This is a genomic window from Bradyrhizobium sp., assembly GCF_049519115.1.
Lineage (GTDB): Bacteria > Pseudomonadota > Alphaproteobacteria > Rhizobiales > Xanthobacteraceae > Bradyrhizobium.
The window spans coordinates 35,602-61,221 of record NZ_JBEKRB010000036.1; the positions used below are offsets into that span (position 1 = coordinate 35,602).

Annotated in this window: 22 protein-coding genes and 3 pseudogenes; 9 read left to right on the forward strand and 16 right to left on the reverse strand. The window is 61.5% G+C overall.

Annotation, left to right across the window (positions count from 1 at the left end):
- Positions 1–30: 30 nt before the first annotated feature.
- The 3 genes from ABSE61_RS24275 to ABSE61_RS24285 all read right to left on the reverse strand — a co-directional run bounded on the left by ABSE61_RS24275 (position 31) and on the right by ABSE61_RS24285 (position 2,909).
- Entirely contained in the window at positions 31–456 is a 426-nt protein-coding gene (locus ABSE61_RS24275) for a DoxX family protein (RefSeq protein ID WP_423873683.1), read from the reverse strand.
- Positions 457–513: 57 nt separating this feature from the next.
- The gene (locus ABSE61_RS24280) at positions 514–1,866 is read right to left on the reverse strand and encodes an MFS transporter (RefSeq protein WP_423873684.1); all 1,353 of its coding nucleotides are present in this window, start codon (positions 1,864–1,866) and stop codon (positions 514–516) included.
- Between the two features lie 65 nt (positions 1,867–1,931).
- Positions 1,932–2,909 (reverse strand): amidohydrolase family protein, encoded by a 978-nt coding sequence (locus tag ABSE61_RS24285; protein ID WP_423873685.1) that lies wholly within the window; start codon positions 2,907–2,909, stop codon positions 1,932–1,934.
- 363 nt (positions 2,910–3,272) lie between these two features.
- On the opposite strand from ABSE61_RS24285, the gene nthA reads away from it, so the two are divergent.
- The 4 genes from nthA (at position 3,273) to ABSE61_RS24305 (ending at position 5,298) form a co-directional block, all read left to right on the forward strand.
- Positions 3,273–3,905, forward strand: coding sequence for a nitrile hydratase subunit alpha (gene nthA, locus ABSE61_RS24290; RefSeq protein WP_423873686.1), 633 nt, complete (start codon positions 3,273–3,275; stop codon positions 3,903–3,905).
- A complete protein-coding gene (gene nthB, locus ABSE61_RS24295; protein ID WP_423873687.1) occupies positions 3,902–4,564 on the forward strand; it encodes a nitrile hydratase subunit beta in 663 nt (220 codons plus the stop codon). Before nthA ends, nthB begins: the two co-directional genes overlap by 4 nt.
- Positions 4,561–4,947: a nitrile hydratase accessory protein gene (locus ABSE61_RS24300; protein ID WP_423873688.1), complete on the forward strand. Its 387-nt coding sequence runs from the start codon at positions 4,561–4,563 to the stop codon at positions 4,945–4,947. The genes nthB and ABSE61_RS24300 overlap by 4 nt, the downstream gene beginning before the upstream one ends.
- A gap of 102 nt (positions 4,948–5,049) precedes the next feature.
- A complete protein-coding gene (locus tag ABSE61_RS24305) occupies positions 5,050–5,298 on the forward strand; it encodes a hypothetical protein (RefSeq protein WP_423873689.1) in 249 nt (82 codons plus the stop codon).
- Between the two features lie 92 nt (positions 5,299–5,390).
- Here the strand turns inward: ABSE61_RS24305 and ABSE61_RS24310 are convergent, their stop codons facing one another.
- The 3 genes from ABSE61_RS24310 to ABSE61_RS24320 all read right to left on the reverse strand — a co-directional run bounded on the left by ABSE61_RS24310 (position 5,391) and on the right by ABSE61_RS24320 (position 8,838).
- Positions 5,391–6,158, reverse strand: coding sequence for an SDR family NAD(P)-dependent oxidoreductase (locus ABSE61_RS24310; protein WP_423873690.1), 768 nt, complete (start codon positions 6,156–6,158; stop codon positions 5,391–5,393).
- Positions 6,159–6,217: 59 nt separating this feature from the next.
- Positions 6,218–7,417, reverse strand: a complete 1,200-nt coding sequence (locus ABSE61_RS24315) for an arabinose transporter (protein WP_423873691.1) — start codon at positions 7,415–7,417, stop codon at positions 6,218–6,220.
- A 68-nt stretch (positions 7,418–7,485) separates the two neighbouring features.
- Positions 7,486–8,838 (reverse strand): amidohydrolase family protein, encoded by a 1,353-nt coding sequence (locus ABSE61_RS24320; RefSeq protein ID WP_423873692.1) that lies wholly within the window; start codon positions 8,836–8,838, stop codon positions 7,486–7,488.
- Between the two features lie 737 nt (positions 8,839–9,575).
- Here ABSE61_RS24320 and ABSE61_RS24325 point away from each other — a divergent pair.
- Positions 9,576–10,481, forward strand: coding sequence for a LysR family transcriptional regulator (locus ABSE61_RS24325; RefSeq protein ID WP_423873693.1), 906 nt, complete (start codon positions 9,576–9,578; stop codon positions 10,479–10,481).
- A gap of 155 nt (positions 10,482–10,636) precedes the next feature.
- Positions 10,637–11,455, forward strand: coding sequence for a nucleoside triphosphate pyrophosphohydrolase (gene mazG, locus ABSE61_RS24330; RefSeq protein ID WP_423873694.1), 819 nt, complete (start codon positions 10,637–10,639; stop codon positions 11,453–11,455).
- Between the two features lie 406 nt (positions 11,456–11,861).
- Here mazG and ABSE61_RS24335 read toward each other — a convergent pair.
- Positions 11,862–12,437, reverse strand: a pseudogene (locus ABSE61_RS24335) (IS110 family RNA-guided transposase); the annotation flags it as partial.
- Between ABSE61_RS24335 and ABSE61_RS24340 the strand changes: the two are divergent.
- Positions 12,432–12,762 (forward strand): annotated as a pseudogene (locus tag ABSE61_RS24340) (helix-turn-helix domain-containing protein); the annotation flags it as partial. The pseudogenes ABSE61_RS24335 and ABSE61_RS24340 sit on opposite strands and share 6 nt — an antisense overlap.
- 111 nt (positions 12,763–12,873) lie before the next feature.
- On the opposite strand, the gene hflX reads toward ABSE61_RS24340, so the two are convergent.
- The 7 genes from hflX to dusB form a co-directional block, all read right to left on the reverse strand.
- The gene (gene hflX / locus ABSE61_RS24345) at positions 12,874–14,253 is read right to left on the reverse strand and encodes a GTPase HflX (protein WP_423873695.1); all 1,380 of its coding nucleotides are present in this window, start codon (positions 14,251–14,253) and stop codon (positions 12,874–12,876) included.
- A gap of 11 nt (positions 14,254–14,264) precedes the next feature.
- Entirely contained in the window at positions 14,265–14,513 is a 249-nt protein-coding gene (gene hfq, locus ABSE61_RS24350) for an RNA chaperone Hfq (RefSeq protein ID WP_006020546.1), read from the reverse strand.
- A 267-nt stretch (positions 14,514–14,780) separates the two neighbouring features.
- Positions 14,781–16,148 carry a nitrogen assimilation response regulator NtrX gene (ntrX, locus tag ABSE61_RS24355; RefSeq protein ID WP_423873696.1) on the reverse strand — a complete coding sequence of 456 codons (1,368 nt, stop codon included), beginning with the start codon at positions 16,146–16,148 and terminating at the stop codon, positions 14,781–14,783.
- 17 nt (positions 16,149–16,165) lie between these two features.
- The gene (locus tag ABSE61_RS24360; protein WP_423873697.1) at positions 16,166–18,496 is read right to left on the reverse strand and encodes a sensor histidine kinase NtrY-like; all 2,331 of its coding nucleotides are present in this window, start codon (positions 18,494–18,496) and stop codon (positions 16,166–16,168) included.
- A gap of 156 nt (positions 18,497–18,652) precedes the next feature.
- Positions 18,653–20,095, reverse strand: coding sequence for a nitrogen regulation protein NR(I) (gene ntrC / locus ABSE61_RS24365; RefSeq protein WP_423873703.1), 1,443 nt, complete (start codon positions 20,093–20,095; stop codon positions 18,653–18,655).
- A gap of 8 nt (positions 20,096–20,103) precedes the next feature.
- Complete coding sequence (locus ABSE61_RS24370) at positions 20,104–21,279, reverse strand: two-component system sensor histidine kinase NtrB (RefSeq protein WP_423873698.1); 1,176 nt, start codon at positions 21,277–21,279, stop codon at positions 20,104–20,106.
- Positions 21,276–22,277 (reverse strand): tRNA dihydrouridine synthase DusB, encoded by a 1,002-nt coding sequence (gene dusB, locus ABSE61_RS24375; RefSeq protein ID WP_423873704.1) that lies wholly within the window; start codon positions 22,275–22,277, stop codon positions 21,276–21,278. Before dusB ends, ABSE61_RS24370 begins: the two co-directional genes overlap by 4 nt.
- 283 nt (positions 22,278–22,560) lie before the next feature.
- Between dusB and ABSE61_RS24380 the strand changes: the two genes are divergently transcribed.
- Together ABSE61_RS24380 and ABSE61_RS24385 are read left to right on the forward strand one after the other, a co-directional pair.
- Positions 22,561–23,760, forward strand: coding sequence for a bifunctional 2-C-methyl-D-erythritol 4-phosphate cytidylyltransferase/2-C-methyl-D-erythritol 2,4-cyclodiphosphate synthase (locus tag ABSE61_RS24380; protein ID WP_423873699.1), 1,200 nt, complete (start codon positions 22,561–22,563; stop codon positions 23,758–23,760).
- Between the two features lie 11 nt (positions 23,761–23,771).
- Positions 23,772–24,374, forward strand: coding sequence for a CinA family protein (locus ABSE61_RS24385; RefSeq protein ID WP_423873700.1), 603 nt, complete (start codon positions 23,772–23,774; stop codon positions 24,372–24,374).
- Between the two features lie 208 nt (positions 24,375–24,582).
- On the opposite strand, the gene ABSE61_RS24390 is transcribed toward ABSE61_RS24385, so the two are convergent.
- Positions 24,583–24,888, reverse strand: coding sequence for a DUF3455 domain-containing protein (locus tag ABSE61_RS24390; protein WP_423873701.1), 306 nt, complete (start codon positions 24,886–24,888; stop codon positions 24,583–24,585).
- A 621-nt stretch (positions 24,889–25,509) separates the two neighbouring features.
- Positions 25,510–25,620 (reverse strand): annotated as a pseudogene (locus ABSE61_RS24395) (IS110 family transposase); the annotation flags it as partial.

Sequence of the window (25,620 nt, forward strand, 5' to 3'; positions counted from 1 at the left end):
CCCCTGCTCCCAGGCTCGTTACATTGGCCGTTATTTCTTCCGCAGTGAATAACTCCCAGGACCAAAGGCCGCGATCATGGCAAACAGGCCGATCAGATCGAGGTTCTTGAGAAACTGGACGGTCTGGGCCGTCACCTGCGCCGGCGGCGAAGCCCAGAAATTATGAAACATCAACGTCGCCAGGATCGTGAACACGATCAAGACGATCGCCGCGCAACGCGTATAGATGCCCAGAACAAGCGCCAGTGAAGCGCCGAGTTCGATCACGATCGATCCCGCCGCCAGAAAGCTGCCGAAGCCGCCCTCGCCGCCCGGCAGGCGCGACGCGGTGACGCCGAACGCGAGGATCTTTCCAATCCCGCTATAGAAAAACAGCGGCGCCACCAGCAGCCGCGCCGCCAACAACACCTTGTCCTGCGTCGCATTGGTCGCAGGACGCGAGTCCAAACTCGTCATTTTTCCCCCGTCGATTTTTTTCTTGGAAACTACTTTTAAAAACTACTCGCCTAAAAGTCACTCTGCAGGCGCCACGCTGCCTTGCGCCGCTTTGCCGACCATCGCCAGCGAACTGATCACGGCCGCTGCCACGATCGCAGCTCCGCTGATCGCCCAGAATACCGCGTCCGGCGCTCCGGTCGCCTGCTGCAACAGACCGATGACGTAAGGGCCGAGAATAGCGCCGACCCGCCCTACCCCCAATTCCATCCCGACACCGCTGGCGCGAAGGCCGGTCTCATAGGAATTGGCCGTGAAATTGTTGAGGACGTGCTGGGCCCCGATCACGCAGAAGCCCGCGATCGCAACGACCGCGATGTTGAAGCCGTGACCGTTGACGAACACCAGCGCGCCGACCGCAAGGCCGCCGATCGCCCACCATGTACCCAAGAGCCGCGGCGTGGCGGCAAATCCGCGGTCGGCGAGCGTGGCAAGCGTCAGGCCTCCGAAGAAGGACATCGCCTGCAACAACGCACCAAAGCCAAAGGAGGCCGCAAAAGTTTCGCCGCGCTTGATCATGACGGTGGGGATCCATCCCGTCAGGCCGAAAATCGCAAACAGAGTGAGAAACGCGGTGAGCCATATCGTCAGCGAGACGCGGCGATAGCGCGGCGCGAGCAGCGCGGCGATGGTATTTTGCGACACCTTGTGCTCGGTGGTGCGAAACACGGCGTTTTCGTAAAACCCGCGCCGCTCCGGACGCAGCCTCGACATCAGCGCCCGCAGTTCCTCGACCCGTCCGCGGGCCGCCAGAAATTTCGGACTCTCCGGCAACACCGCATGCACGACCAGCGTCAGCGGAATCGACATCGTTCCAGCGAAATAGAGGATCTGCCAGCCATAGGTCGGCGTCAGAAAAACGCCGACGAGCCCAGCCACGACTCCGCCTAGCGACCAGCCGAACGTCACGCCCCACAACGAAAAGCTGTTGCTGACCCGCTGTGGCGCCAGTTCGTTGATGTAGGTGGTGCCGAGCGGCAGCAGCACGCCGAGCCCAAGACCAGTGAGGAACCTCAAGCCGCAGAAGCTTGCAAAGTCTGTTGCAAACATCGCGGTGAGCAGCGTCATGACGTTGATGATCCACAGGCCGGCTAGCAGCGTATTTCGCCTGCCGTAACGGTCGGCGACCATGCCGTGGCCCATGGCGCCGAACAGAAAGCCGATCAAGCCGGAGGACACCAAAAGCCCCGCCTGGCTCGGCTGCAAGCCCCAGGGCTGCATCACATAGTGGATGACATAGGCCGGGTTGAAGGTGTCATAGCCGTCAAACAGCGTAATCAGCGTGATCAAAACGCCCAGTGCTTTGTGCAAGGGCGTGACGGCAGCGCCTGCCAACTCCTCATGGATATCGACTTCGTTTTCCGAACGCATGGGTTGTCCCTCCCCTCCTGCTCCTTTGCCTTCCCACTCTTGGGCGGGTTCAAGCGTCGGATCAATCAACCTAGTTTAAACAAGGCCCTCGCATTGTCGCGGCCGATCTTTTGCCGATCGATTTCCGCGATCGGCGCTTCATCGAACCAATTCGAGGCGTGGTCGATATTCTCGAACGGCCAGTCGGTTGAAAACAGGATTCGGTCCGAGCCGATTTCGAGCATGGCATCGATCAGCGTCTGAGTCCGGAAATTGCCTGATGTCGTGATGTAGAAGTTTTCGCGGAAGTAGTCGCCGATCTTGCGTTTGGCCGGATAGCTGTTCTGCACACGCATCCACTTGTTGTGGTTGTCGATCCGCCACATCGAATAAGGCAATCCCTCGCCCATGTGACCGATCACGATATTGAGCGCGGGGTGCGCATCGAACAATCCCGACCCCATCAGTCTCAGGGCATGAACGGCGGTTTCCTGCCCGAAAGCCCAGGACGGACCCAATAGCCAGCGGTGGCCCTCATAAATCGCTGCATCCTTCGGCAGCGGGTTTCGCGGATGCAGGTAGAACGGCACGTCGAGCCGCTCGACCTCGGCCCAAAACGGCCAGTAAGACTTCACGTCGTAGTAGATACCGGATGGATTGTCGGTGACCTGGCTGAAGCCGTTGACCAGCGCGCCGCAAAAACCGAGTTCCCGCACACAACGGGTCAGTTCGCGCGTCGCGAGCTCCGGCGTCTGCATCGGCAGCGCGGCAAGACCGGCAAAGCGCTTCGGCTGGCGGACGATCTGCTCGGCCATGAAATCGTTCGAGCGGCGTGCGATTTCGTCGGCCTTCTCGAGGTTCGGTATCGCCTGCACTGCCGGCGCGTTGAGCGAAAGCAGCATCATCTCGATGCCGTGCGCGTCCATTTCCCGCAAACGGCGGTTCTGGATATCCAACAGCCGGCCCTTCAATTCTGGCCAATCGGCCTCGGGGGCAAAGCCGGCGCTGTCCTGAAGAGTTTCGGCAATCGCAAAATGCTCTTCGAGAGCTACTTTTCCCTGCATTGCAGCACGCCTCCACCCTCTCGTCGGTTCTGTTGGTCCGTTTATGCCGGGCAGTTAGACAGTGTACTGTCCATTTGGCAAGTTCAAATCCGTTACCGATCGTAATCTTGACCGGGGCAAGCCCAAAGCCGACAATGCAAAAACACGATCTAGAGCTCCGTTTCCGAAGATCGCAAGCTATTGCGGCGGCCTCTGATGCGAACTTCGGAAACAAGGAGCTCTAGTAAATATGGTTTTCTAGTGCGGCTTTGAATTTGGAGTTCCTATAACGAGCTTGCAGCGAAACTGATAGGAACTTCAAATTCGCCGCACTAGGCGCCTATTCGCCCGATCAGATCTTATCATCAAAGCTATTTGGCCTTCATGACCGAGCACGATCATCACCATCATCACCACGACGACCATTCGGAACTGTCCGAGACGGAATTGCGCGTGCGCGCGCTCGAGACCATCCTGACCGAAAAGGGATATGTCGATCCCGCCGCGCTCGACGCCATCATCCAGGCCTATGAAACCAAGATCGGGCCCCATAATGGCGCGCGGGTCGTCGCCAAGGCCTGGTCGGATCCCGCGTTCAAACAAGCTTTGCTCGCGGATGCCAGCAAAGCCGTGAGCACACTCGGCCACGTTAGCCGCTCCGGCGATCATTTGGTCGCCGTCGAGAATACGCCAGAGCGGCACAACATGGTCGTCTGCACGCTGTGCTCCTGTTACCCCTGGGAAATGCTGGGCTTGCCTCCGGTCTGGTACAAGGCGTCGCCCTATCGGTCGCGCGCGGTGAAGGATCCGCGCGGCGTGCTCGTCGATTTCGGCGTCAGCCTGCCAAAGGACACCGAGATCAGGGTGTGGGATTCCACCGCCGAGACCCGCTTTTTGGTGCTGCCGATGCGGCCCACGGGCACTGAAGGCTGGAGCGAGGAGCAACTCGCTGAACTGGTGACGCGGGATTCCATGATCGGCACAGGATTTCCCAAGACGCCGGAATTTCCATCATGAACGGCGTGCACGACATGGGCGGCATGGACGGCTTCGGCAAAGTCGAGGTTGAGCCGAACGAACCGACCTTTCACGAGAAATGGGAAGGCCGCGTGATGGCCATGGTCCGCGCGATGGGCGCCGCCGGCGCCTTCAATATCGACATGTCCCGCTTTTACCGGGAGGCCTTGCCGCCGCATGTTTATCTGGCCAGTTCCTATTACCGGAAATGGCTGCTGGGTCTGGAAGACAATCTTGTCGATAAGGGTTTCGTCACGGCGTCGGAGCTAGAGACCGGTCAGGCCCAGGCGCCGGCAAAATCGTTGAAGCGCGGCAAATTTAATTTGGAGGCCGTCGAGCGCGTGATGACGCGCGGCTCGTTTGAGCGTACGCCGCAATCGACCGCCAAGTTCAAGGTCGGCGAGCGCGTGCGCACAAAGAACATTCACCCCGCGACGCATACGCGCCTTCCCCGCTACACGCGCGGCCATGTCGGCGTGGTCGAGCGTATCCTCGGCTGTCAGGTTTTCCCGGACTCCGCGGCGATGGAACTGGGTGAAAACCCGCAATGGCTCTACAACGTGGTGTTTGACGGCGCCGAATTGTGGGGGCCGGACGCAGATCCCATGGTCAAAATCTCCATCGACGCCTTCGAGCCCTATCTGGAGCTTGCAGCATGACCAGCGCCGCCGTCGCGCAGGCAACCAGCGCTCTTGAGGATCTGCCGCAGGACGATGATGGTCCGGTGTTTCGCGAGCCTTGGGAAGCGCAGGCGTTTGCGATGGCGCTCTCGCTCCATGAGCGCGGCCTGTTCACCTGGAACGAATGGGCGGCAGCGCTGGCCGATGAAATTAAGATCGCGCAGGCGGGTGGCGACCCCGATACGGGCACGACCTATTACCGGCATTGGCTTGCAACGCTGGAAAAGCTGGTGGCCGCCAAAGGCGTCGCAACGCTCGAAACCCAACATCGCTATCGTGACGCCTGGGATCACGCGGCCGACCGCACGCCTCATGGCAAGCCGATCGAGTTGAAGCCTGAGGATTTTCGGCCCCACGCGTGAACGATAGAGTCGCTATTTTAATTTAACGCCGCCAGCGTCTTTAAGTTGTATCCGCAAACCACTAGCATGTACCGACGTGATCCTCCCCCGCGGGACTTTCTCATGAACATGTTGTTTCGCTGTGCGTCACGCCTGATCGCAGTCGGCGCGCTCACCCTCGCCGTTCCAACATTTGCCTCCGCATCTGACGCCACCCCCAGCAACAGTTTCAAGCTGGCGATGGGGCCGACGAGCGCCGCGCAAAAGAACCAGGGCGTGGCGGAGAAGACCGACGAGGCCGAAATCAAGCCCCATCATCGCATCAAGCCACATCGTCACCGCAAACACCGGCGACGGCATCACACGGGATAGCTGCTGCCGACTCGGGAAGAAATTTGGTTCGAGGACCCGGTTTGGGCGGTTGAATCAGGCCCAAACCAGTATCGTGAACAGAACGTTGCAAGCTACGGCATCTCGACACCGGATATCTCCTCGCAGATATCGAACAACCTGTCCTGGAGAGCGATATCTCGGCTTTGCGGATTCGGCTCGCGAGGCTTGAGGTGATAGAAATAACCGGCGGTCTTCCTAGCGTCGGGATCGTCGCTCGCCGCAAGCCACGCCTGGGTGAGATGCGCTTGATCGATATCATCGGGCGCGCCCGGTCCGCCCATCCTGGTAGATACCCAGCCGGGCTCAAGCGCATTAGACAACACATCGGGCCACAGGCGGGCGATAGCGAACGCTAGCATGGTGTCATGCAGTTTGCTCTCGGCATAGGCTGTCGATCCGTTCCAGCGCCGCTTTCGCCAGAGGATGTCGTCCAGATGGGCGTCTGCATGGTGATGCATGCCGGAGCTCAGATAGACCAAACGCTTCGGCCTTTCGATCAATGCCGTGAAGATATAGGCGGCAAGCGTGTTGATCGCAAAGACATGTGGCAGACCGTCGACCGTGACGTGCTCGCCTTCTCGATAACCGACGGCGGCATTGTGAATGACGGCGTCGAAGCGACCGAGCGCGTTGATTTGTGTTGCGACTTCCCTGGCGCCGGCGATCGTCTCCAGGTTACCTGTTACGATCGCTTCGGCCTGGGGCAGCGCACGTTTGGCGTCATCGGCCCGGGCAGCGTTCCGAGCGTGCAGGACGACCTGATGACCTTGACTGATGAGCAGTTCGCCTGCGGTGAGGCCGAGGCCGGTTGACGAGCCGGAAATAAAGATGCGTGACATTCTGTTTCTCCTTTTAGGGCTGGCCGGCGGATCGGTGTCCGCGGCCACACAGTTGATCTTCAGGGCTCTTGGCTGCGGGCGGTGACCATGAGCGCGGCACCCAGGAGCGCGCAGACGACGCCGAACAAATAAACGGCTGCGTAGCCGAACTGTCCCGCGATCGCGCCCGCCGCAGGGCCGGACAATCCGTAAGCGATGTCGAGAAACGCAACGAACGCCCCCATCGCGCTGCCGCGATTGGCCGGCATAACCCGTTTCAGGGCCTCCACCCCGAGCGCTGGGAAGACCAACGCGCAGCCGAGGCCTGTGACCAGCGCACCGGCAAGCGCGACGATCTCATAGGGAGCGCCCCACAGCATCGCCTGGCCGACCGCCTCGACGATCAGCGACCACAGCGCGACGCGATAGCCGCTCATCCTGTCCGGCAGAGACCCGAGGACCACGCGAACGGCGATGAAGCCGATGCCGAAGGCGGTCATGACGAGGCCCGCATGACCCCAGTTCCGCGTCGCGAAGTAGAGCGAGGCGAACGCGGTCAGACCCGACAGACCGACGCCCTGCAGCATCAGGCCCAGACCCTCCCGCCAGATCTGGCCGATGACGCTGAAGAAGGGCAAACGCTGACCCGCGGGGCTGGTGTGGGACACTTCGCGGAACGCGATGACCGCGGCAATGAGCGGCGCGACGATGCAGGCGACCATGGCGGCTTCGAGCCCGTAAACTTGATAGAGCGCCATACCGATCGGCGCCCCGATGGCGAGTGCTGCGAACATGGCGATGCCCGTCCAGGACATCGACATGCCGGCGCGCTGCGGACCAACCGAGGCGATTGACCATGAGACACAGCCGGTGACGAATTGGCTCTCGCCGAAGCCGGTCGCCAGACGGCCGACGACAATGATGGCGAGGCTGATCGCCGGGGATAACCCCGGCACGGCCGCGACGAGATAGAGCAGTCCGCCCAACGCGCAGACCGCCGCACCTTGGAGCGCCGAGCGCTTGCCACCATGGTGGTCGGTGAGCCTGCCCGCATAGCCGCGCGTCAGGACAGTCGCGAGGAACTGGATGCCGATCACCACTCCGACGATCAGATTGCTGAAGCCCAGTTTGTCGTGGACGAACAGCGGTATTACCGGCAGCGGCAGGCCCACAGCGAGATAGCCGCAGAAGAGCCCCGCGATAATGCCCGGCGCCGGACGAGAGAGATGAATCGGCGCGGGCTCTGACCAACTCGTACCCTTTGCAGCAAGTGCTGACATGACAGCCTCCATTGAAATTCGGTTGAGGAGATGACGTCACCGCCCACTCTTCGGACGGCGACGTCTGATCAGGCCGCGGCCTTCGCGGCCGCGGATGAGCCGAACAGGTCCGGGCGATAGCCGCTCACCTCGAGCAGATAGTCGCGCGAAGCGGTGACATCGGCCGTGAGCTTGGCGACATCGACGCCGACCAGCCTGCCGGCACGCTTGCGGATCTCGCCTGCAACCATCACCGTGTCGACATCGGAGCGCTCGACCGCCTGGACGATGGTGCCGATGGCATTGGTCACCGGGAACACGGCGACGCCGTCTGTGCGGACCATGATGATGTCGGCCTGCTTGCCGGGCGTCAGCGTACCGATCTCGCTTTCGAGACCGGCGGCGCGAGCGCCGTTGACGGTCGCGGCTTTGAGCACCGCATCCACCGAGATCGGCGCAGGCACCCTCTCCTCGCCCCGGAAGCGGCGATAGCGCATCGCGGAGCGCTGCTGCCCGAACAGGGCGTGCATTTCGCCGAACAGATCGCTGCCGAAGGCCGTATCCAGGTCTATGCCAAGCGCCGGGGTCAGGCCGTGATCGATCGCCTGCTGGTAGGCGAAGCTCTCATCGTCGAAACCGAATAGCGCATCCGAGCGCGGGTTGACGGTGACATTGACGCCTGCGTCGGCAAGCAGTTTCCACGTCTGCTGCGGCACCCGCGTGCAGTGATTGAAGATATTGTGCGGTCCGAGCACGCCGGCTTCGGCGAACTCCGGCCCAAGCTTGGCGAGATCGCCGATGAACTCGGTCAGGATACGCATATCGAGGCCGCGCGCGACCTTCCACCAATCGAGCTTGAGCTGGCCAAACAGGCCGACCCGAACCAGGCCGTCGCCTTGGTTCCAGTTACCGGCAAGACGGCTCAGATCCGTCGGCAAATGGGCCGCCGAGGCCTTCTTGTCCATTGCCGCGCCAACCATGTGCAACGCGCGGATGCCAGTATCGTCGAGCGCATCGAGCGCCGCATCGGTGTGCTCGGGACCGCGCGAAGAATGGCATGCGTCGATGATCGTGGTGATGCCGGCGTCAAGCGAAGCGACCGCCGTCAGCTTCGTGCTCAGATACATCTCGAGCGGACGGTAGTGCGCGCCCAGCGTCTCGGCCACGACACCGATATAGGCAAAGAGATCATCGACGTCAGGCATCATGCGACGCATCACGCCGAGCCACATATGATGGTGGGCATCGACGAGGCCCGGCATGACGATGCTACCGGTGGCGTCGATTACCTCAGCGCCATCGGCCTGGAGATTCACGCCGACCGCGGCGATCCGGTCGTCGTCAACCAGCACGTCGCCCCTGGAGAGATTGCGAACCTTGGGATCCATCGTGACGACGGTGCCGCTCTTGAAGAGAGTAAGGCCGTTGTTCTGCTTGCTCATCGCTCAGGTCCTTTTCCATACGTTGCGAATTGGCTGCCAGCCTCTATCGCTCGGATATACCCCTGAATTAAGTGACCTTATGTCAGATGATTGTTGACTGAATATCAGGAGTGGCCTGGTGCCGTTCGATGCGAGGATATTGTCCGGCGTGAGCGTCCTTGCCGTCGTCGTTGATCGCGGAAAAAAACGGCATCGAGGTCACACTCGTAACCGCACTTCCACGCAATACAAAAAGGGCGGCTCACAGCCGCCCTTTTTCGTCACGGAATTAGGCCTCGCTACGAAACGATGAGTTCATGGGCAGTCGTTGCGGCTATCCCAGGACCCAGATGCGCGCCAGGCAGACCATCCTTGGTAATCGGTTTGCGGGTTGTACGGGTTTCCCGGCTCTGTGCTGCACGAGCGTGCGCCATCGTTGATTGAGCCATAGGCATTGCTGAACGTTTCGCTGGATGCTGCTGGCGCCTGGCGAGCGTGGCGCGCGGATGCCGGAGTTACTTGGACCGCCGATCCCACAATCAGCAACGCGCCGAGAGCGGACATCATTGTCTTGTGCATTTTTGTCTCCATTGATGTGGTGCGCGGCGGGGATGAACGGCTCGCGCGAGTTGAAAGTCGGTAGAGCACCGCAGCAGGTGAGATAACTGCCTCCCGCGCGATCGTTATCGCGCCGAAAGGGCCTTGAATTAAGTGACCTAATGTCAGATGATTGCTGACTAAGTGTCAGGGTTTGACCTATGCCGTTCGACGGACGGATATTGTCCGGGGTGAGTGTCCTCGCCGCGGTCGTTGATGGCGGCAGCTTCGTGAAAGCCTCGGAACTCATCGGGCTCACCGATTCCGGCGTGAGCCGTGCGATCAGCCGGCTGGAAACCCGGCTTGGTGTGCGGCTGCTTGATCGCACCACGCGATCGGTTACCCTGACCGACGAGGGTCGACGCTTCTATGAGGAGGTGAAGCCGCACCTCAACGCCATTGAAGATGCGGCAACTGTCGCTTCCGGCGCGTCCTCGGCCGTGCGCGGCCGCCTCAGGATCGACATAGATCCTTTCTTACTACCGCTGGTCTTGGCCGGCCGACTCGGCGTCTTCTGCGAACGCTATCCCGAGCTCGTGATCGAGTTCGTGACGAGCGAACATGTCGGCGATCTAGTGTCGGAAGGCATCGATCTCGCCATCCGCTTCGGGCAACCGCGTCTCTCGACGCTCGTCTCGCGCAAGCTGATCGAGGCGCCGATCCTCACGCTGGCATCACCGCGCTATCTTGAGCGATACGGCAAACCCAAGCATCCAGCGGATCTCGCCCGCCATCGCTGCCTGCAATTTCTCGACCCCTATACAGGGCGGCCGTTCGATTGGGAGTTCATCCGCGGCAAGGAGACCGTGGTCGTTCCGACCAGCGGCCCGCTGACCTTCGCCGATCCCAAGTCCATGCTGGAAGAATGCGTCGCCGGCACCGGTATCGCCCAGATCATCGGTTGGGGTGTCAAGGAATTGCTGGCGAGTGGCGCGCTAATCGATCTTTTTCCTCGTTGGCACGGTGAGCGCTTTCCGCTGTTCGCCTTCCATCCCTCACGCAAGCATCCACCGGCAAAGGTCCGGGCTTTTACGGATTTCTGTGTCGACATTCTTGGCAAGCTGTGATGATCGGCGTTGCGCTCGGTCGCCGACTTTCGACGAAAATTTCCGAAATTCGCAAACGTGGGGCCACAAGATTGTACGAACGTCGGAAACGGGACACTAGGATGATTTGACGTCTTGCGGCATATAGGCCAGTGATTGGCCCTTCTCGGTGCAGTATGACCCCTTCCCGCGACATTTCCCGCCTGATCGAGATCATGGCGCAGCTCCGAACGCCCGTGACCGGCTGTCCGTGGGACCTTGAGCAGAACTTCGAGACAATCGCGCCCTATACGATCGAAGAGGCCTATGAGGTCGCCGACGCAATTGCGCGCAGCGATCTCGACGATCTCAGGGATGAGCTCGGCGACCTCCTGCTTCAGGTCGTCTACCATGCCCGCATGGCCGAAGAGCAGAACGCGTTCAGTTTTGGCGACGTGGTCGAGGCGATCTGCCGAAAAATGATCCGACGGCATCCGCATGTCTTCGCCGACAAGGACGGCAACATCTCACCCGCCGGCGTCAAGAGCGCGTGGGAGCGTATCAAGGCCGAGGAAAAGGCCGAGCGGGCTGCGCGCCGGCCGAATGACACCGCGCCGTCCCCATCGCTGTTATCGAACGTCAAGGCCGGCCAGCCCGCGCTCACCCGTGCGATGGAACTACAACGCAAAGCATCAACCGTTGGCTTTGACTGGAACGACCCGCGCGCCGTTTTGCGGAAAATTCGCGAGGAAGCCGACGAGATCGAGGCTGCGCTCGATCATGGCGACAGCGAGGAGATGGCGGCGGAGACCGGCGATCTGATGTTTGCGCTGGTCAACCTCGCGCGGCATGTCGGGGCCAACCCCGAAATGGCGTTGCGCGGGGCCAATGCCAAGTTCGAACGGCGTTTTGCCTACATCGAACGCGCGCTGGCCGCGAAGGGTCGAACGCCCGATGGCGCGTCGCTCAGCGAGATGGATGCGCTTTGGAATGAGGCGAAGGCAAACGAAACTTAGTCGTCGTCCCGGCCGAGCGAGCCAACGGGCCGCACAAAAAGCGCGCCCGATGACAGGCGCCGCGAGCGCCGAGCCCGGGCCCCTAGCCACGGACAGAAATAGTGATATCCCGTACTGGAGGCAAACCAGACGTTGCTCGCCGCGTGCCGTGGCATCCGCTTTTGACCCGGAATGTATGGACCGGCTGCATTTCGCAAGAGAGATCGTGCGAGGATAGCGGAAGTCGCTGATATGTATCCGGCCTGTTGATCGGCTCGCGGGCCGTGGCCTTGATGGGAATACGCACGCATCTTGGTCTCATTAGCGGACAGGTTGGCGAACAACCATTCGGGTCACCAGACTCTCGACGCGTTCATTGATCCGTTCCATGCCTTTTCTCTGTCGCGAACTCAGACGGGGTGTGGCCTCAGATAGCCATCACTTCGTGACGGTCGATGTCGAAGGCCTTTTCGTTGCGCAGGACGCTCCATGCGATCCGGGCCAATTTATTGGCCAGGGCCGTTGCCAGCTTGTTGCGGTGAAGTCGTGGTGCTGCGTTGAGAAGCCATGCTCCAAAGCTGAAGCGCTCCCAATTGTGCGGACGCATCAGGATGACGTTTGCAGCCTGGATGAACAGGGTTCTGAGATACTTGCTCCCGCGTTTGGAAATGCGGCCGAGGATGGATCGGCCACCTGTGCTGTACTGGCGTGGGACCAGACCAAGCCACGCGCCGAAATCGCGTCCGCGCTCGAATGCCTCGCCGGTACCAATGGCGGCGACCACGGCGGTCGAGATCAGTGGGCCAATGCCGGGAATGCTCATGAGGCGCTGGCAGTTGGCCTCCTTCTCGCTGATCTTTGCGATCTCGCTGGCGATCGTATCGATCCGCTCATCGAGGGAAATCCAGTCTTCATAAAGGCCCACAATCAGGCCGCCCATCCGTGGCGATATCTCGTCCTGGCGGTTCTCTAAAATTGCCAAGAGAGAGTTGCGCAGATGGCGGACCCACATATTGGACCGGCGCTTCAGTTGATCCACGAACAACCGGAGCGGTCCTGGACCGTCGGCGACCTGGGGCACCGCGTGGGACTCGGTCGCTCGGCGTTTTCGGCTCGCTTCACTAAGCTCGTCGGCCAGTCCGTGCATCATTATCTGGTCGCACGCCGGATGGCAGGGGCTGCGTTTCTACTCGAATCGAGCGATGAAGGGATTGCACGGATTGCGAGCCGGGTAGGCTACGAGACCACCGCCGCGTTTTCGAAGCTGTTCCATCGGCATCACGGCCTGTCGCCGGGACCGAGCAGTTCGACGCTCTGATGGCGGATGAAGCCAAGAGAGGCGTTGGCAAGCTGAACCGGTGGCGGCGTTACGCCGTTCGACGCCCGCTTCCGATCGAAGGTCCCGTCGGAGGCAAAGCCGACCAAAGCTTTTGCGGCGACTACGGCGTCTGAGGCACCGCATCAAAGCGGTTGATCACGAGATCGCGTTTGGTCTCGTCGACGCGAACGGTCATTTCATAGCGCCCGTCCTGGAGGTTCTTGTCGAGCACTTCCGAGTTGCGATGCAGCCAGCTGACCCCGGCGCCATCGGCGGCATCGATCGATAGATGCAGCGTCGTTCGCGTCGCCGCAAGACGATCCTCGATCGCGGCCAAAAGGTCGTCGATCCCCTCTCCGGTCTCGGCTGAAACCAGAAAACACGGACGGTCCGGCGAACGGCGCGCGGCGATATTCCTGACGTTTTCACGCTGCTCCGGATCGAGCCGATCGATCTTGTTCCAGACCTCGAGGATGCCCTGCCCGCCCGCAGGATCGATGCCAAGCTGGCGCAGCACCGCTTCGACATCCTGCTCCTGCGCCTCGCTATCCTCGTGCGAGATGTCCCTGACGTGGAGAATGACGTCGGCCTCCAGCACCTCCTCCAGGGTGGCGCGAAACGCGGCCACCAGTTGCGTCGGCAGGTTGGAAATGAATCCGACGGTGTCCGACAGCATCGCCTTGCCGCCATGCGGCAGCGTGAGCGCGCGCAAGGTCGGGTCCAGCGTGGCGAACAGCATGTCGGCTGCCTGAACCTCGGCGCGGGTCAACCGATTGAACAGCGTCGATTTGCCGGCATTGGTATAGCCAACCAATGCCACCACGCGATAAGGCACCCGTTGCCGGCCGGCGCGATGCAGCCGCCGCGTTGCCTGGACTTTCTTCAGTTCTTGTTCAAGCCGCGCGATACGGTCGCCGATCAGGCGGCGATCGGCCTCGATCTGCGTCTCGCCCGGTCCGCCCATGAAGCCAAACCCGCCGCGCTGGCGCTCGAGATGGGTCCACGACCGTACCAGGCGGCTGCGCTGATAGTTCAGATGCGCCAATTCGACCTGAAGCGTTCCTTCCTTGGTTTTGGCACGGCGTCCGAAGATTTCGAGAATGAGGCCGGTGCGGTCGAGGACCTTGGTGTGCCAGGCTTTTTCCAGGTTGCGTTGCTGGATCGGCGACAACGCACAGTCCATGATCACGAGTTCAGCCTCGTGACTGGAAACAAGACCGACGATCTCCTCAACCTTGCCTTTGCCGAGATAGGTCGCGGGCGTGATCTTGCTGACCGGCGCTATCAAGGCCTCCGCGACCGTCAGGTCGATGGCGCGCGCCAGCCCTGCCGCCTCTTCGAGGCGCGCTTCAGAGCCGCGGATGGCATGGGTATCCTCTCGCGCTTCGGGATCGCCCCTGCGCGTTCGTAAGTAGGGGCCGATGACGATCACCCGCCCGGTTTGCTTCCCCACCGCCGACCGCGGACGGTCGGCTTCCCCGTCAGAGTTTCGGGGTTCCAATCAGCTCACTCTCAAGCAGGTGCATCCTCGCCGCCTTCGAACAGCTGGATCGGAGCTCCCGGCATGATGGTCGAGATCGCATGCTTGTAGACAAGCTGCGAATGACCGTCGCGCCGGAGCAGCAGGCAGAAATTGTCGAACCAAGTCACAATTCCCTGCAGCTTTACTCCGTTGACCAGAAAAATCGTCAGTGGCGTTTTGGTTTTACGAACGTGATTGAGGAAGGTGTCTTGTAGATTTTGTGCGCGGTCTGCCGCCATTGTTTTTATCCCGCAAGTCTCGGTGCTTCTTGTTATTGAAGTTGTCATTGAACCGCCGGCCGCTTTCTGTTGAAGCAGTCCGCCGGATACCGGCTCCCTTGAGATCCCCCTCCAGGGAGCACGATGACGTGATTAGAAGGCAGGCTTGGTTATTAGGCAAGCAGCTTGACGCAGCAGCGGCTCCAAAGGGGGAGCAATTCTCCATAAATTCGCGAAAAGAGGCCGGAATTTTGGGCTGCCAATCGCCCATCCCGGCCCAAAAGCTTCTCAACCGACGCCGAGCGCCTTCAGCTTGCGATGCAGGGCCGAGCGCTCCATGCCGACGAATTCCGCTGTGCGGGAGATATTGCCGGAGAAGCGGCTGATCTGTGCCATCAGATAGTCGCGCTCGAAAACCTCACGCGCCTCTCGCAGCGGCAGGCCCATAATATGCTCGCCGTTGTTGCTGGTCGGCATGGCCGGCACCATCGAGCCGACGTCCTGCGGCAGCATATCAGCGGTGATGATGACTTCCGGCCCACCGCCGGCCAAGATCATCACCCGCTCGACGTTGTTGCGAAGCTGGCGGACGTTTCCCGGCCAGACATGCGACTGCAAAACCGCCATCGCGTCCTGGCCGATCTGGCGTTTCGGCAAGCCGGTCGCGGTCGATATCTGATCCATGAAGTAGTCGATCAGTTCCGGAATGTCCTCGCGCCGCTCCGACAGCGGTGGAACGCGAATCGGGACCACCGAGAGGCGGTGATAAAGGTCCTCGCGGAAGCGCCCCGCGGCGATCTCTTCCTCGAGATTGCGGGCGGTCGAGGAAATGATGCGGACATCGACGCTGACCTTGGCGGTGCCACCCTGCCGCTGAAAGGTCTGCTCGACCAGCACGCGCAAGATCTTGTTCTGGGTCTCGCGCGGCATGTCGCCGATTTCGTCCACAAACAGGGTGCCGCCGTGAGCTTCTTCCAGCGCGCCAGTTTTGCGCGCATGCTCGCCATTGGGCTCGACGCCGAACAGTTCGATTTCCATGCGCTCCGGCGTGATCGCCGCGGCATTGATCACGACAAAAGGACCATCCGCACGGCTGGATGCATTGTGCAGCGTGCGCGCGGCCAGTTCCTTGCCCGCACCCGACGGGCCCACGATCAGAATACGGCTATTGGCCTTGGCGGCGCGCTCGATGGTCTGCCGCAACTGATTCATGCAGGCCGAACGGCCCGTCATGATGCTGGCCGTCGGCGCCAACTGTTTGAGTTCCTTGACCTCGCGTTTCAGGCGCGAGGTTTCCAGCGCCCGCGTCGCAACCAGAATCAACCGGTCGGACTTGAAAGGCTTCTCGATGAAGTCGTAAGCGCCACGTTTGATCGCCGCGACCGCGGTCTCGATATTGCCATGGCCCGAAATCATCACAACCGGAAGGTCGGCATTGTCGCGCTTGATCTGCTCAAGCAATTGCAACCCATCGAGCTTGCTGCCCTGCAACCAGATGTCGAGGAACACCAGGCTCGGTCTTCGATTTGCGATTTCCGCCAGGGCGAAATCGCTGTCGCGCGCCGTGCGCGTGGTAAATCCCTCGTCGTCAAGAATCCCGGCGACAAGCTCGCGAATGTCGGCTTCGTCATCGACGATCAAAATATCACTTGCCATGGAGTACGCCTGTATTCTCAGTTGCCTGTTGCGGCTTCGATTTTGATGTTTTCATTCGTCGTTTCTTGTTGTTTGGCGGTTTCCTCGCCGATCGGCTTTATTTCGGTCGCGGCTTGCGCGATTTCAGCTGCGGACGCAGCCTGGCCCGACATCGCAAAGCGCAACCGCATCCATGCTCCACGCGCTCCCGGACGCATTTCCGATGCATCGTGGAGTTCGATTCGGCCGCCGTGGTCTTGCAGAACCCGGCCGACGATCGCAAGCCCCAAGCCAGTACCTTTCTCGCGCGTCGTCACATAGGGTTCGAGCAGGCGCGCGCGGCTTACTTTGGGCAGGCCAATTCCATTGTCGATAACGTCGATTACGATGTCGTCCTTTTCGCGCGCGGCGATGACATCGATACGACCTCGTCCCAATTCCTCGGCAGGCACGGCCTCGATCGCTTCGGCCGCGTTCTTGATGATGTTGGTCAGGGCCTGTGAAATCAGCCGGCGGTCGAACTTCGCGCGGAGCGGTTCCTCCTTGACGTCGGCCTCGATCTCTACGTCGGGATGGCCGACCCGCATCAGGAACACGGCTTGACGCACGGTGTCGGCGACATCTTCGCCCTCGATGACCGGCTTTGGCATCCGCGCAAAGCGCGAGAACTCATCCACCATCCGCCTGATGTCGTCGACCTGCCGCACAATCGTGTCCGTACATTGCTCAAACACGGCTTTGTCTTCGACGATCGATTTGCCGAATTTGCGGCGGATGCGCTCGGCGGAGAGCTGAATCGGCGTCAGCGGATTCTTGATTTCGTGCGCGATCCTGCGGGCGACGTCGGCCCAGGCCGAGGTTCGCTGCGCCGAGACGAGTTCGGTAATGTCGTCAAGCGTGATGATGTAGCTGTCTCGCGTCTGGCTCGTTTGTTCGGCGGTAACGCGAACCGAGAGATTTCGTTCATGGCCGTTGCGATTGATGGTGATTTGGCCCTGCACCAGCCGCTGCGTGCTCTCCCGCGCCGTCTTCATCATTTCGTCGAGCTCGGGCAACACGTCCGATAACGGGTGATCGAGCGTCTCTGATTCGGCATGGCCGATCAGCTTTTCCGCCGAGCGGTTGAGGATGCCGACACTGCCGGATGCATCGACGCCGATAATGCCGGCGCTGGCGGACGACAATACCGCCTCGATGAATCGCCGCCGGCTGTCGATCAGGTCACTCGCATTGACCAGTTCGTCGCGCTGGGTGCGCAGCTCCTGCGTCATCTTGTTGAAGGTTTCGCCGAGTTGCGCGAGGTCCCCTTCCGAGCGAAGCACCGGCACCTGCACATGGAGATCGCCCGTCGAGACCATATGGGCAGCGCCCATCAGCCGGCGGATCGGCGTGACCAGCGAATTGGCGAAATTCAGTCCGAGCAGGATAGAGGCCATCAGGATGGTCAGCGCAATGACGGCAAAGATCAGCGCGAAATTCACCTGAACGCCGAGCCGGCGCGCCTCGATCTCGGCATATTCGGCGACGCTCGCTTCGGTCTGTTTGAGCTGTTCGACAACGTGCGGATCGAGCTGGCGCGCCACGTAGAGAAACGTATCGTTGAAAGCGCGCAGCCGGATCAAGGCCGCGACGTAGTTCTGCTCGGGCAGAACCGCGATTTCAGGTTCATTCTCGTTGACGTTGCTGAGGAAGTCCGCAGGCGGCGCGGCGAATGCCAGCTGAATACCAGTCTCGGCGCTTTCAAGAACGTGACGGTCCTTGTCGATCAGCATTGCGCCGGGCAGATTGCGCGAGGCGGCGCTGGCGGTGAGAAACTCGCGGAAGGACTGGCGGTCCTGATCGTAGAGCGGACGGGCGCGGCCAATGTCATTGGCCATGCCCAAGATGTCGCCGCGAATAAGCTGGGCGTGCTCCTGCATGTAAGCGCGCGCAATGATCAGCGAATTCTCGATCACCTCGCGGGTCGGGCCGGAGAACAGACGATCGAGGCCGCGTTCGATCGTGACGTTGGCAACGATCGCCACCAGCACCGCCGGCAGCACCGCCATGATCGAAAACAGGCTGACGATCTGAACATGGAGTCTGGCGGCGGCGCGGCCACGGCGCCGTGCCTGCATCACCTGCCAGACTTCGCGCAGGATGATCCCGACCAGCACCAGGATGGTGGCGCCGTTCATCAGGATGAAGGACACCGCGACTTCGCGCGTCGGCTCGATGTGCGTCAGGCCGGTCAGAACCACAAAGGTGAGAAAGGCCGACACGAGCGCGAGCCCGATCGCAATCGGGGCGAGCAGCCGCAAGAGGGATCTCCCCTTGGGCTCAACAAGCGACGGATCGAATTGGGCGGCCGAGGTGTCCACGCTGGTCATACCGGCAAATGATAAGATGAAAGCTCAAACGCCCGCGCTGGCGGACTGATGCATTCATATCACAATGTTGCCAAATTGCGACAAATCCGCGGCGCATGCCACATCATGAAAGTCCAATCCCCCAAGAATCGGACTGAAATGATCGCTGTCAACTACTCAATTACCAGTACGATAGACCTGAATGTCCAAGTCTCTGATTTTCTTCCGCAGGGTATTGCGGTTGAGGCCTAACAGGTCAGCCGCCCGGATTTGATTGCCCCGGGTCGCCGCGAGCGCGGCCGTGAGCAGCGGGACCTCGATCTCTTTCAGGATGCGGTGATAGAGACCCGGCGGCGGCACGCCGTTCGGGAAGCCCGAGAAGTGCGAGGACAAATAAGCCTCCACCGCGCCACCGAGATTGTCGATGCCCTGGTGCATGGTGCCGCCTGAGGCGACCGCCGGTGGCGCCAGTTCGCCATCGATCACCGACGCCGTGATGACATCCTGCGGGTAAAGCGCCGCGAGCCGGCGGGCGAGGTTTTCGAGTTCGCGCACGTTGCCGGGCCAGCGATGCTGCTTCATCCGCTCCAGCGCCAGCGCGTCGAGCTTCTTCGGCGGCAAACCATCCTTCTCGGCCAGCGCGAAGAAGTGCCGGATCAGATCGGGCAGATCCTCGATCCGCTCGCGCAGCGGCGGAAGCCGCAGCGGCACCACGTTGAGGCGGAAGAACAGGTCTTCGCGGAACAAGCCCTGCTGAATCAGGATGCGCAGGTCCTTGTTGCTGGCAGCGACGATGCGCACGTCGGTCTTGATCGGGGTGCGGCCGCCGACGGTGGTGTATTCGCCCTGCTGAAGCACCCGCAGCAACCTCGTCTGCGCCTCCATCGGCATATCGCCGATTTCGTCGAGGAACAGCGTGCCACCTTCGGCCTGCTCGAAGCGGCCGGAAGCGCGGGTGTTGGCGCCGGTGAAGGCGCCGCGTTCGTGGCCGAACAATTCCGACTCGATCAGGTCGCGCGGGATCGCCGCCATGTTGACCGCAACGAACGGCCCGTTCCGCCGCTTGCCGTAATCGTGCAGCGCGCGCGCCACCAGCTCCTTGCCGGTGCCGGATTCGCCGGAGATCATGACCGTCAGGTCGGTCTGCATCAACCGCGCCAGCACGCGATAGATTTCCTGCATCGCCGGTGAACGGCCGACCAGCGGGATCGCGTCGAACTCGGCGTCGTCAGGCGCGCTTGCCACCCGCTCCTTCGGCTCCGCCAGCGCACGGCCGACGATCGCAATCAGTTCCTTTAGGTCGAAGGGTTTGGGAAGATATTCGTAAGCACCACGTTCAGAAGCGCGGATCGCGGTCATGAAGGTGTTCTGGGCACTCATCACGATCACGGGAAGGTTCGGCCGCATCTTCTTGATCCGTGGCAGCAGATCGAAGGCGTTCTCGTCGGGCATCACCACGTCGGTGATGACGAGATCGCCCTCGCCCTGGCTCACCCAGCGCCACAGCGTCGCGGCGTTTCCGGTCAGCCGGACCTCGTATCCGGCGCGTGACAGCGCCTGATTGAGAACGGTGCGGATGGCGGTATCGTCATCTGCTACGAGAATGCTTCCTGCGGGCATCGTCATACTCATCTCGTGTTCTGTGAGGCGTGCGACGGCGTCCCGGAAACGTCATCACGGTCACTTGGATCAAGTTTCTTGGCGGCATTGAACATCGGCAACAGCACTCGGAAGGTGGTCTTTCGCGGCTGCGACTCGCACTCGATGATGCCGCCGTGATCGCCGACGATCTTGGCCACCAGCGCCAGCCCAAGCCCGCTGCCGGTCGGCTTGGTCGTGACGAACGGATCGAACAGGTTCGGCAACAGGTCCTCCGGCACACCGGGACCGTTATCCTTGACGCAGAACTCCAGCGGCAACGAAACCCGCGACTTCTTTCCCGGTACTGACAGCCGCACGCCGGGACGGAATGCGGTGGTGAGCTGGATTTCCGCCTCGTTGCCGAGATCGGCTGTCGCTTCAGCGGCGTTCTTCACCAGGTTGAGGAAAACCTGAATCAGCTGATCCTGGTTGGCGAGCACCGGCGGCAGTGACGGGTCGTAATCCTCGACAAAGCGGATGTTGCGCGCGAAGCCGGACTGCGCCAGCCGTTTGACGTGATCGAGCACCGAATGAATGTTGACCGGGCCGCGCGCCACGGGGCGATCGTCGCCGAACACCTCCATGCGGTCGACCAGCGTGACGATGCGATCGGCCTCGTCGCAAATCAGCCGGGTCAGCGTTCGATCTTCGGGGGACGCCGCCTGCTCGAGCAATTGCGCCGCGCCGCGGATTCCCGACAATGGATTCTTGATCTCGTGAGCCAGCATCGCGGCGAGCGCGATCACCGAGCGCGCCGCGCTTCGGTGTGTCAGTTGCCGGTCCATCTTGTCGGCAATGCTGCGTTCCTGGAGCATCACCACGATGTGGCCGGGCCGCTCGCTCACGGGCGCAACGTGAAGATCGACCTGCCGGTCGCCTCCCATCCGTGGCGTGCCGAGATCGACCTTGTATTCGTTGACCGGTGAGCCGGAGGAGCGAACCTGGTCGATCAAGGCCAGCAACGGACTTCCGAACGGCACCAGTTCTTTGAGCGAATGCCGCTGCAGGAACTGGGCGGAGATTTCGAAAAACGACTCCGCCGCCATATTCGCGTCCGCGATCCGCCCGTCAGGCCCGACCAGCAGCACCGGGTTCGGCAGCGCGTTGAGGATGATCTCGGCGTCGGTCGGCAATGGCCTGCGATGTTCGGCGGTGGAGGTCATGCAGCCGCACTCCACGCAAAATCGTCAAAGGCATCACCAAGCGAACGATGGACCGCTTGCGGATCATCTGAAATCAGGATTCGTCCACGCCAGTTCCTCAACGCCGCCGCGGGCGCGCAGCTGAAGGCGGCCGCGACTTCGAGCGCCCAGCCAAGGTGCTTGCGCGCATGGCGAAGGCCGATGCGCAAGCCGTAATGACGGCAAATCTCATCATAGAGCGTGCGGATGAGCCGCAGTTGCTCGGCAAGCGGCGGCGGGCTCTCGGCGACACCGCCTGCGAGCCGCCGGTCGATCTGACCGGGCAACCAGGGCTGGCCCTGCGCGCCCCTTCCGACCATGACCGCATCGGCGCCTGAAACTTCGATCGCGGCGACCGCCTTCTCGAACGAAGTGATGTCGCCATTGACCACAAGCGGAATTCGGATGGCATCCCTCACTGCCCGCACGGCGCCCCAATCGGCCTCGCCCTTGTAGAACTGGCAGCGGGTTCGACCATGCACGGAAATCAGTTGCACGCCTGCGGCCTCCGCGCGGCGCGCCAGTTCCGGCGCATTCCGCGACCGCTCGTCCCAGCCAAGCCGCATCTTCAGCGTCACGGGCACGTTGACGGCTTCGATGGTGGCATCGATCAACCGGACGGCATGATCGAGATCGCGCATCAGCGCGGAACCGGATTGCCCACCCGTCACGTGACGCGCCGGACAACCCATATTGATATCGATGATATCGGCGCCCTCGGCCTCCGCAATCCGCGCCCCTTCGGCCATCCACCTCGTTTCGCAGCCGGCCAGTTGAACTACATGGGGACCGATGCCTGCGGCTTCGCACCGCAGCTGCGACATCGGCTTTCCGTTGACGAGGTCGTCGCTGGCCGTCATCTCGGAGACAACCAGCCCGGCCCCGAGGGATGCGGCCAAACGGCGAAACGGCGCGTCCGTGATTCCCGACATAGGCGCCAGAAAAACCCGGCCATAAAGTTCAATATCGCCTATTTTCAATGGGTTATGGCGCAAAGAGTTGAGCCTGCTCACAGATTTCTCATCGCTTTGGCGGGTGCCGTTACCCGATGGAATTCATTCTCGCGCACAAATCTTGGGCAGTCAAGTTTCATGCCTACACTTTAGACAGTCCCAGCAATCTTTCAAGTGCACTGCAACAAAGTATCTGATTTTTTCGCAGGCAACAGGAATCGTTCTGTCTTCCACACACCAGCGTGATAAGGGCTGGGCGCCCGCGAAAAGCTCTGTATTGCCAACCCAATCGACCGATAGCCAAAAACCCATGCCGAATCCGCCTCGGACTGCCGCCATCCTCGTCGCCGCAGGACGCGGCCTTCGTGCCGGCGCCGGCGGACCCAAACAATATCGTTCAATCGGCGGGCAGCCGGTAATTTTCCGCGCGATGGAACCGTTTTGCAGTCATCCCCAGGTCATTGCTGTGCAGCCGGTGGTGAATCCGGATGATGCATCGGTCTTCGACGCCGCCGTGCGCGGCCTGCAATACGCGCCTCCGGTCAAAGGCGGGGCGACGCGCCAGGCTTCGGTGCGTGCAGGACTTGAAGCGCTGGTCGCGGCGAAGCCCGACCTCGTGCTCATTCATGACGCCGCCCGCGCCTTTGTCTCTCCCGCATTGATTTCGCGGGCGATCGACGCAGCCTCGACGACCGGCGCGGCCATTCCCGCAATTCCCGTCACGGACACGATCAAGCTTGTCGACGACAATGGCCGCATCGAAGCGACGCCCGAACGAGCGCGCCTGCGGATTGCGCAGACACCCCAATCGTTCCGCTTCGATACAATCCTCGAGGCACACCGGCGTGCCGCGCGCGAGGGGCGTGACGATTTCACCGACGACGCAGCGTTGGCCGAATGGATGGGATTGACGGTAGCGACGTTTGAAGGCGATGTTGCGAATATGAAACTCACCACACCGGAAGATTTCGTCCGCGAGGAAGCGCGGCTTGCCAGCCTGCTCGGCGATATCAGGAGCGGCACCGGCTATGACGTTCACGCCTTTGGCGATGGCGATCACCTGATGATCTGCGGGGTTCGAGTGCCTCATACCAGAGGATTTCTCGCCCATTCCGACGGCGATGTCGGTCTACATGCGCTGGTCGATGCGATTCTGGGCGCGCTCGCCGACGGCGATATCGGTTCGCACTTTCCGCCCAGCGACATGAAATGGAAGGATGCGGCTTCCGACAAATTCCTGAAATACGCGGTCGGGCGCGTCAGCGCACGCGGCGGCCGCATTGCCAATCTCGAGGTCACGCTGATCTGCGAGCGGCCGAAAATCGGCCCGCTGCGCGATCAGATGCGCGCGCGGATCGCCGAGATCACGGGGCTCGACGTCTCGCGCGTGGCCGTGAAAGCGACTACCAGCGAGCGCCTCGGATTTACCGGCCGCGAGGAAGGCATCGCGGCGACCGCCTGCGCCACCATTCGCCTTCCTTGGGATGACAAGGGACCTGTTTCGGTCTGAAAGCACGGCAAATGGCGAGCGAACGACAACCAACCAGCGCCCTCGCCCGTTCGCTTCTTGATCTCTGCCGCAGCCGCAAGCTGACGATTGCCACGGCCGAATCCTGCACCGGCGGCCTGGTCGCCGGCGCGCTGACCGACATTCCCGGCTCCTCCGATGTGATCGATCGTGGCTTCGTCACTTATTCCAACGACGCCAAGCGCGCGATGCTGGGCGTCGAGACCTCGACGCTTGCCACGTTCGGCGCCGTCAGCAAGGAAACCGCCACGCAAATGGCGGTCGGCGCGCTGGAGCGGGCCGGCGTCGATCTCGCGGTATCGATCACAGGCATCGCCGGCCCCGGCGGTGCGGTGCCCGGCAAACCGGTGGGTCTCGTGCACTTTGCGGTCGCCGCGCGCGATGGGCGCATCACGCACCGCGAGTGCCGCTTTGGCGCGATCGGCCGCAGCGCCGTGCGGCAGCGCTCAGTGATGGAAGCCCTGCGGATGCTGATGGAGATGGCCCGTGGGCCGGTTCAGGCGAAGCCGAAGCGTCCGACCGTCAGCCGCGTTCGCCCGCGGGTGACCCGAAGCCCGCGCCGACGTGCGGTGAAGGGACGACGGCCGAGGGGATAGCGTTCGCTCAACGCTGGCGTCCAACAGAAGCATGTCGGCTCTGCTTCCATGTGCAGAAACCATATTGCTGCACGTCGGAGTCCGCTGCGCGCTTAGAAGGCGACGTCGGCGTGGTTCATGGGCGCTGTAGACGTCAGACCAGGGTGCCATGCCAAGCGGCCGCCTATTTGCGACCAACTAACCTGCTCGAAATTCGTCTCGGGGGCATTCAGTCCTCGCGCCAGAAGACATAATCCGCCGAATATGGAACGCTCAGGAAACTGCCCGCAAGTCCGCAGGCCCCGGTGGCCATTCCGCCCCGCGTGTTGATGCGCTGCACCGCCGTCACGCCGTAGAGTACGCCCCCGCCGGTCTGGGTCACAACGTCCATCTTCAACCACGGAATGTCGTTGGCGTAGGCTCCAGCCGCGCTCGCGACGATCCGGGCTTGTACAGCGCTGCCGTCGACATATTCCCACCGCAGCTTGGATTCGTCGACATGACCCCAGCGAAGCCCGGCGTAGTGGCGGCCCACGGTGTCTCCGTCGAGAGAGAGCGTTGCGATCGGTTCCCTTGCACTTCCACCCCAACTGTTTGTGCCCGTCGACTTCGCAGTCGTAGATCTGGGCGCCTTCCGCATGAAGCGTCACCGTTAGCGTCCCACGCAGCGCAATTGACGGAGGCACGGATGATGTTTGGGCAAAAAGCTGCGCTGCCGACATCATGATCGTCAAGACAATCAGGATTGCTGAATCAAGAAGGCGCCACGCAACAGGCCAATTGATCGGTCAATCATCGCGACTGATTCCTTTGATAATATATTGGCGCAAAGCGCGCCGCCGCTTGCCGGTCGATGCGGATGAAAAATGCGTTGCTCCTCGGCCGTATTCAGTGTTGGTGACTTAGCAATGCTGACGCCAGCAATCTTGGACGGCGGCGACATCCAATCAGATGGAAACGAAAGGCACGCCGCATGGACGCCATGATTGACGTCGTGTCTGATATCAGGCGGCCTGAGGTGCGAGACCCTCGAACAAGAACAATGTCATCCAGATGGCGGCGATGACACGATCTATCCGGCAAATGGCGTGGAAAAGCCGGCCACGATCTTCACAAGGTCCGCCTGTCGCGTGACGCCGGTCTTTTTGAACGCATCACGCACGTGCCGCGTCTCCAAAAGCTCGACCGCAAGCCCGGCCTGCTTCATTGCCATATAAAGCCATTGCGACAGCGGTCCCGCTTCCAACCCGATCCGCCCAAGCCGAAA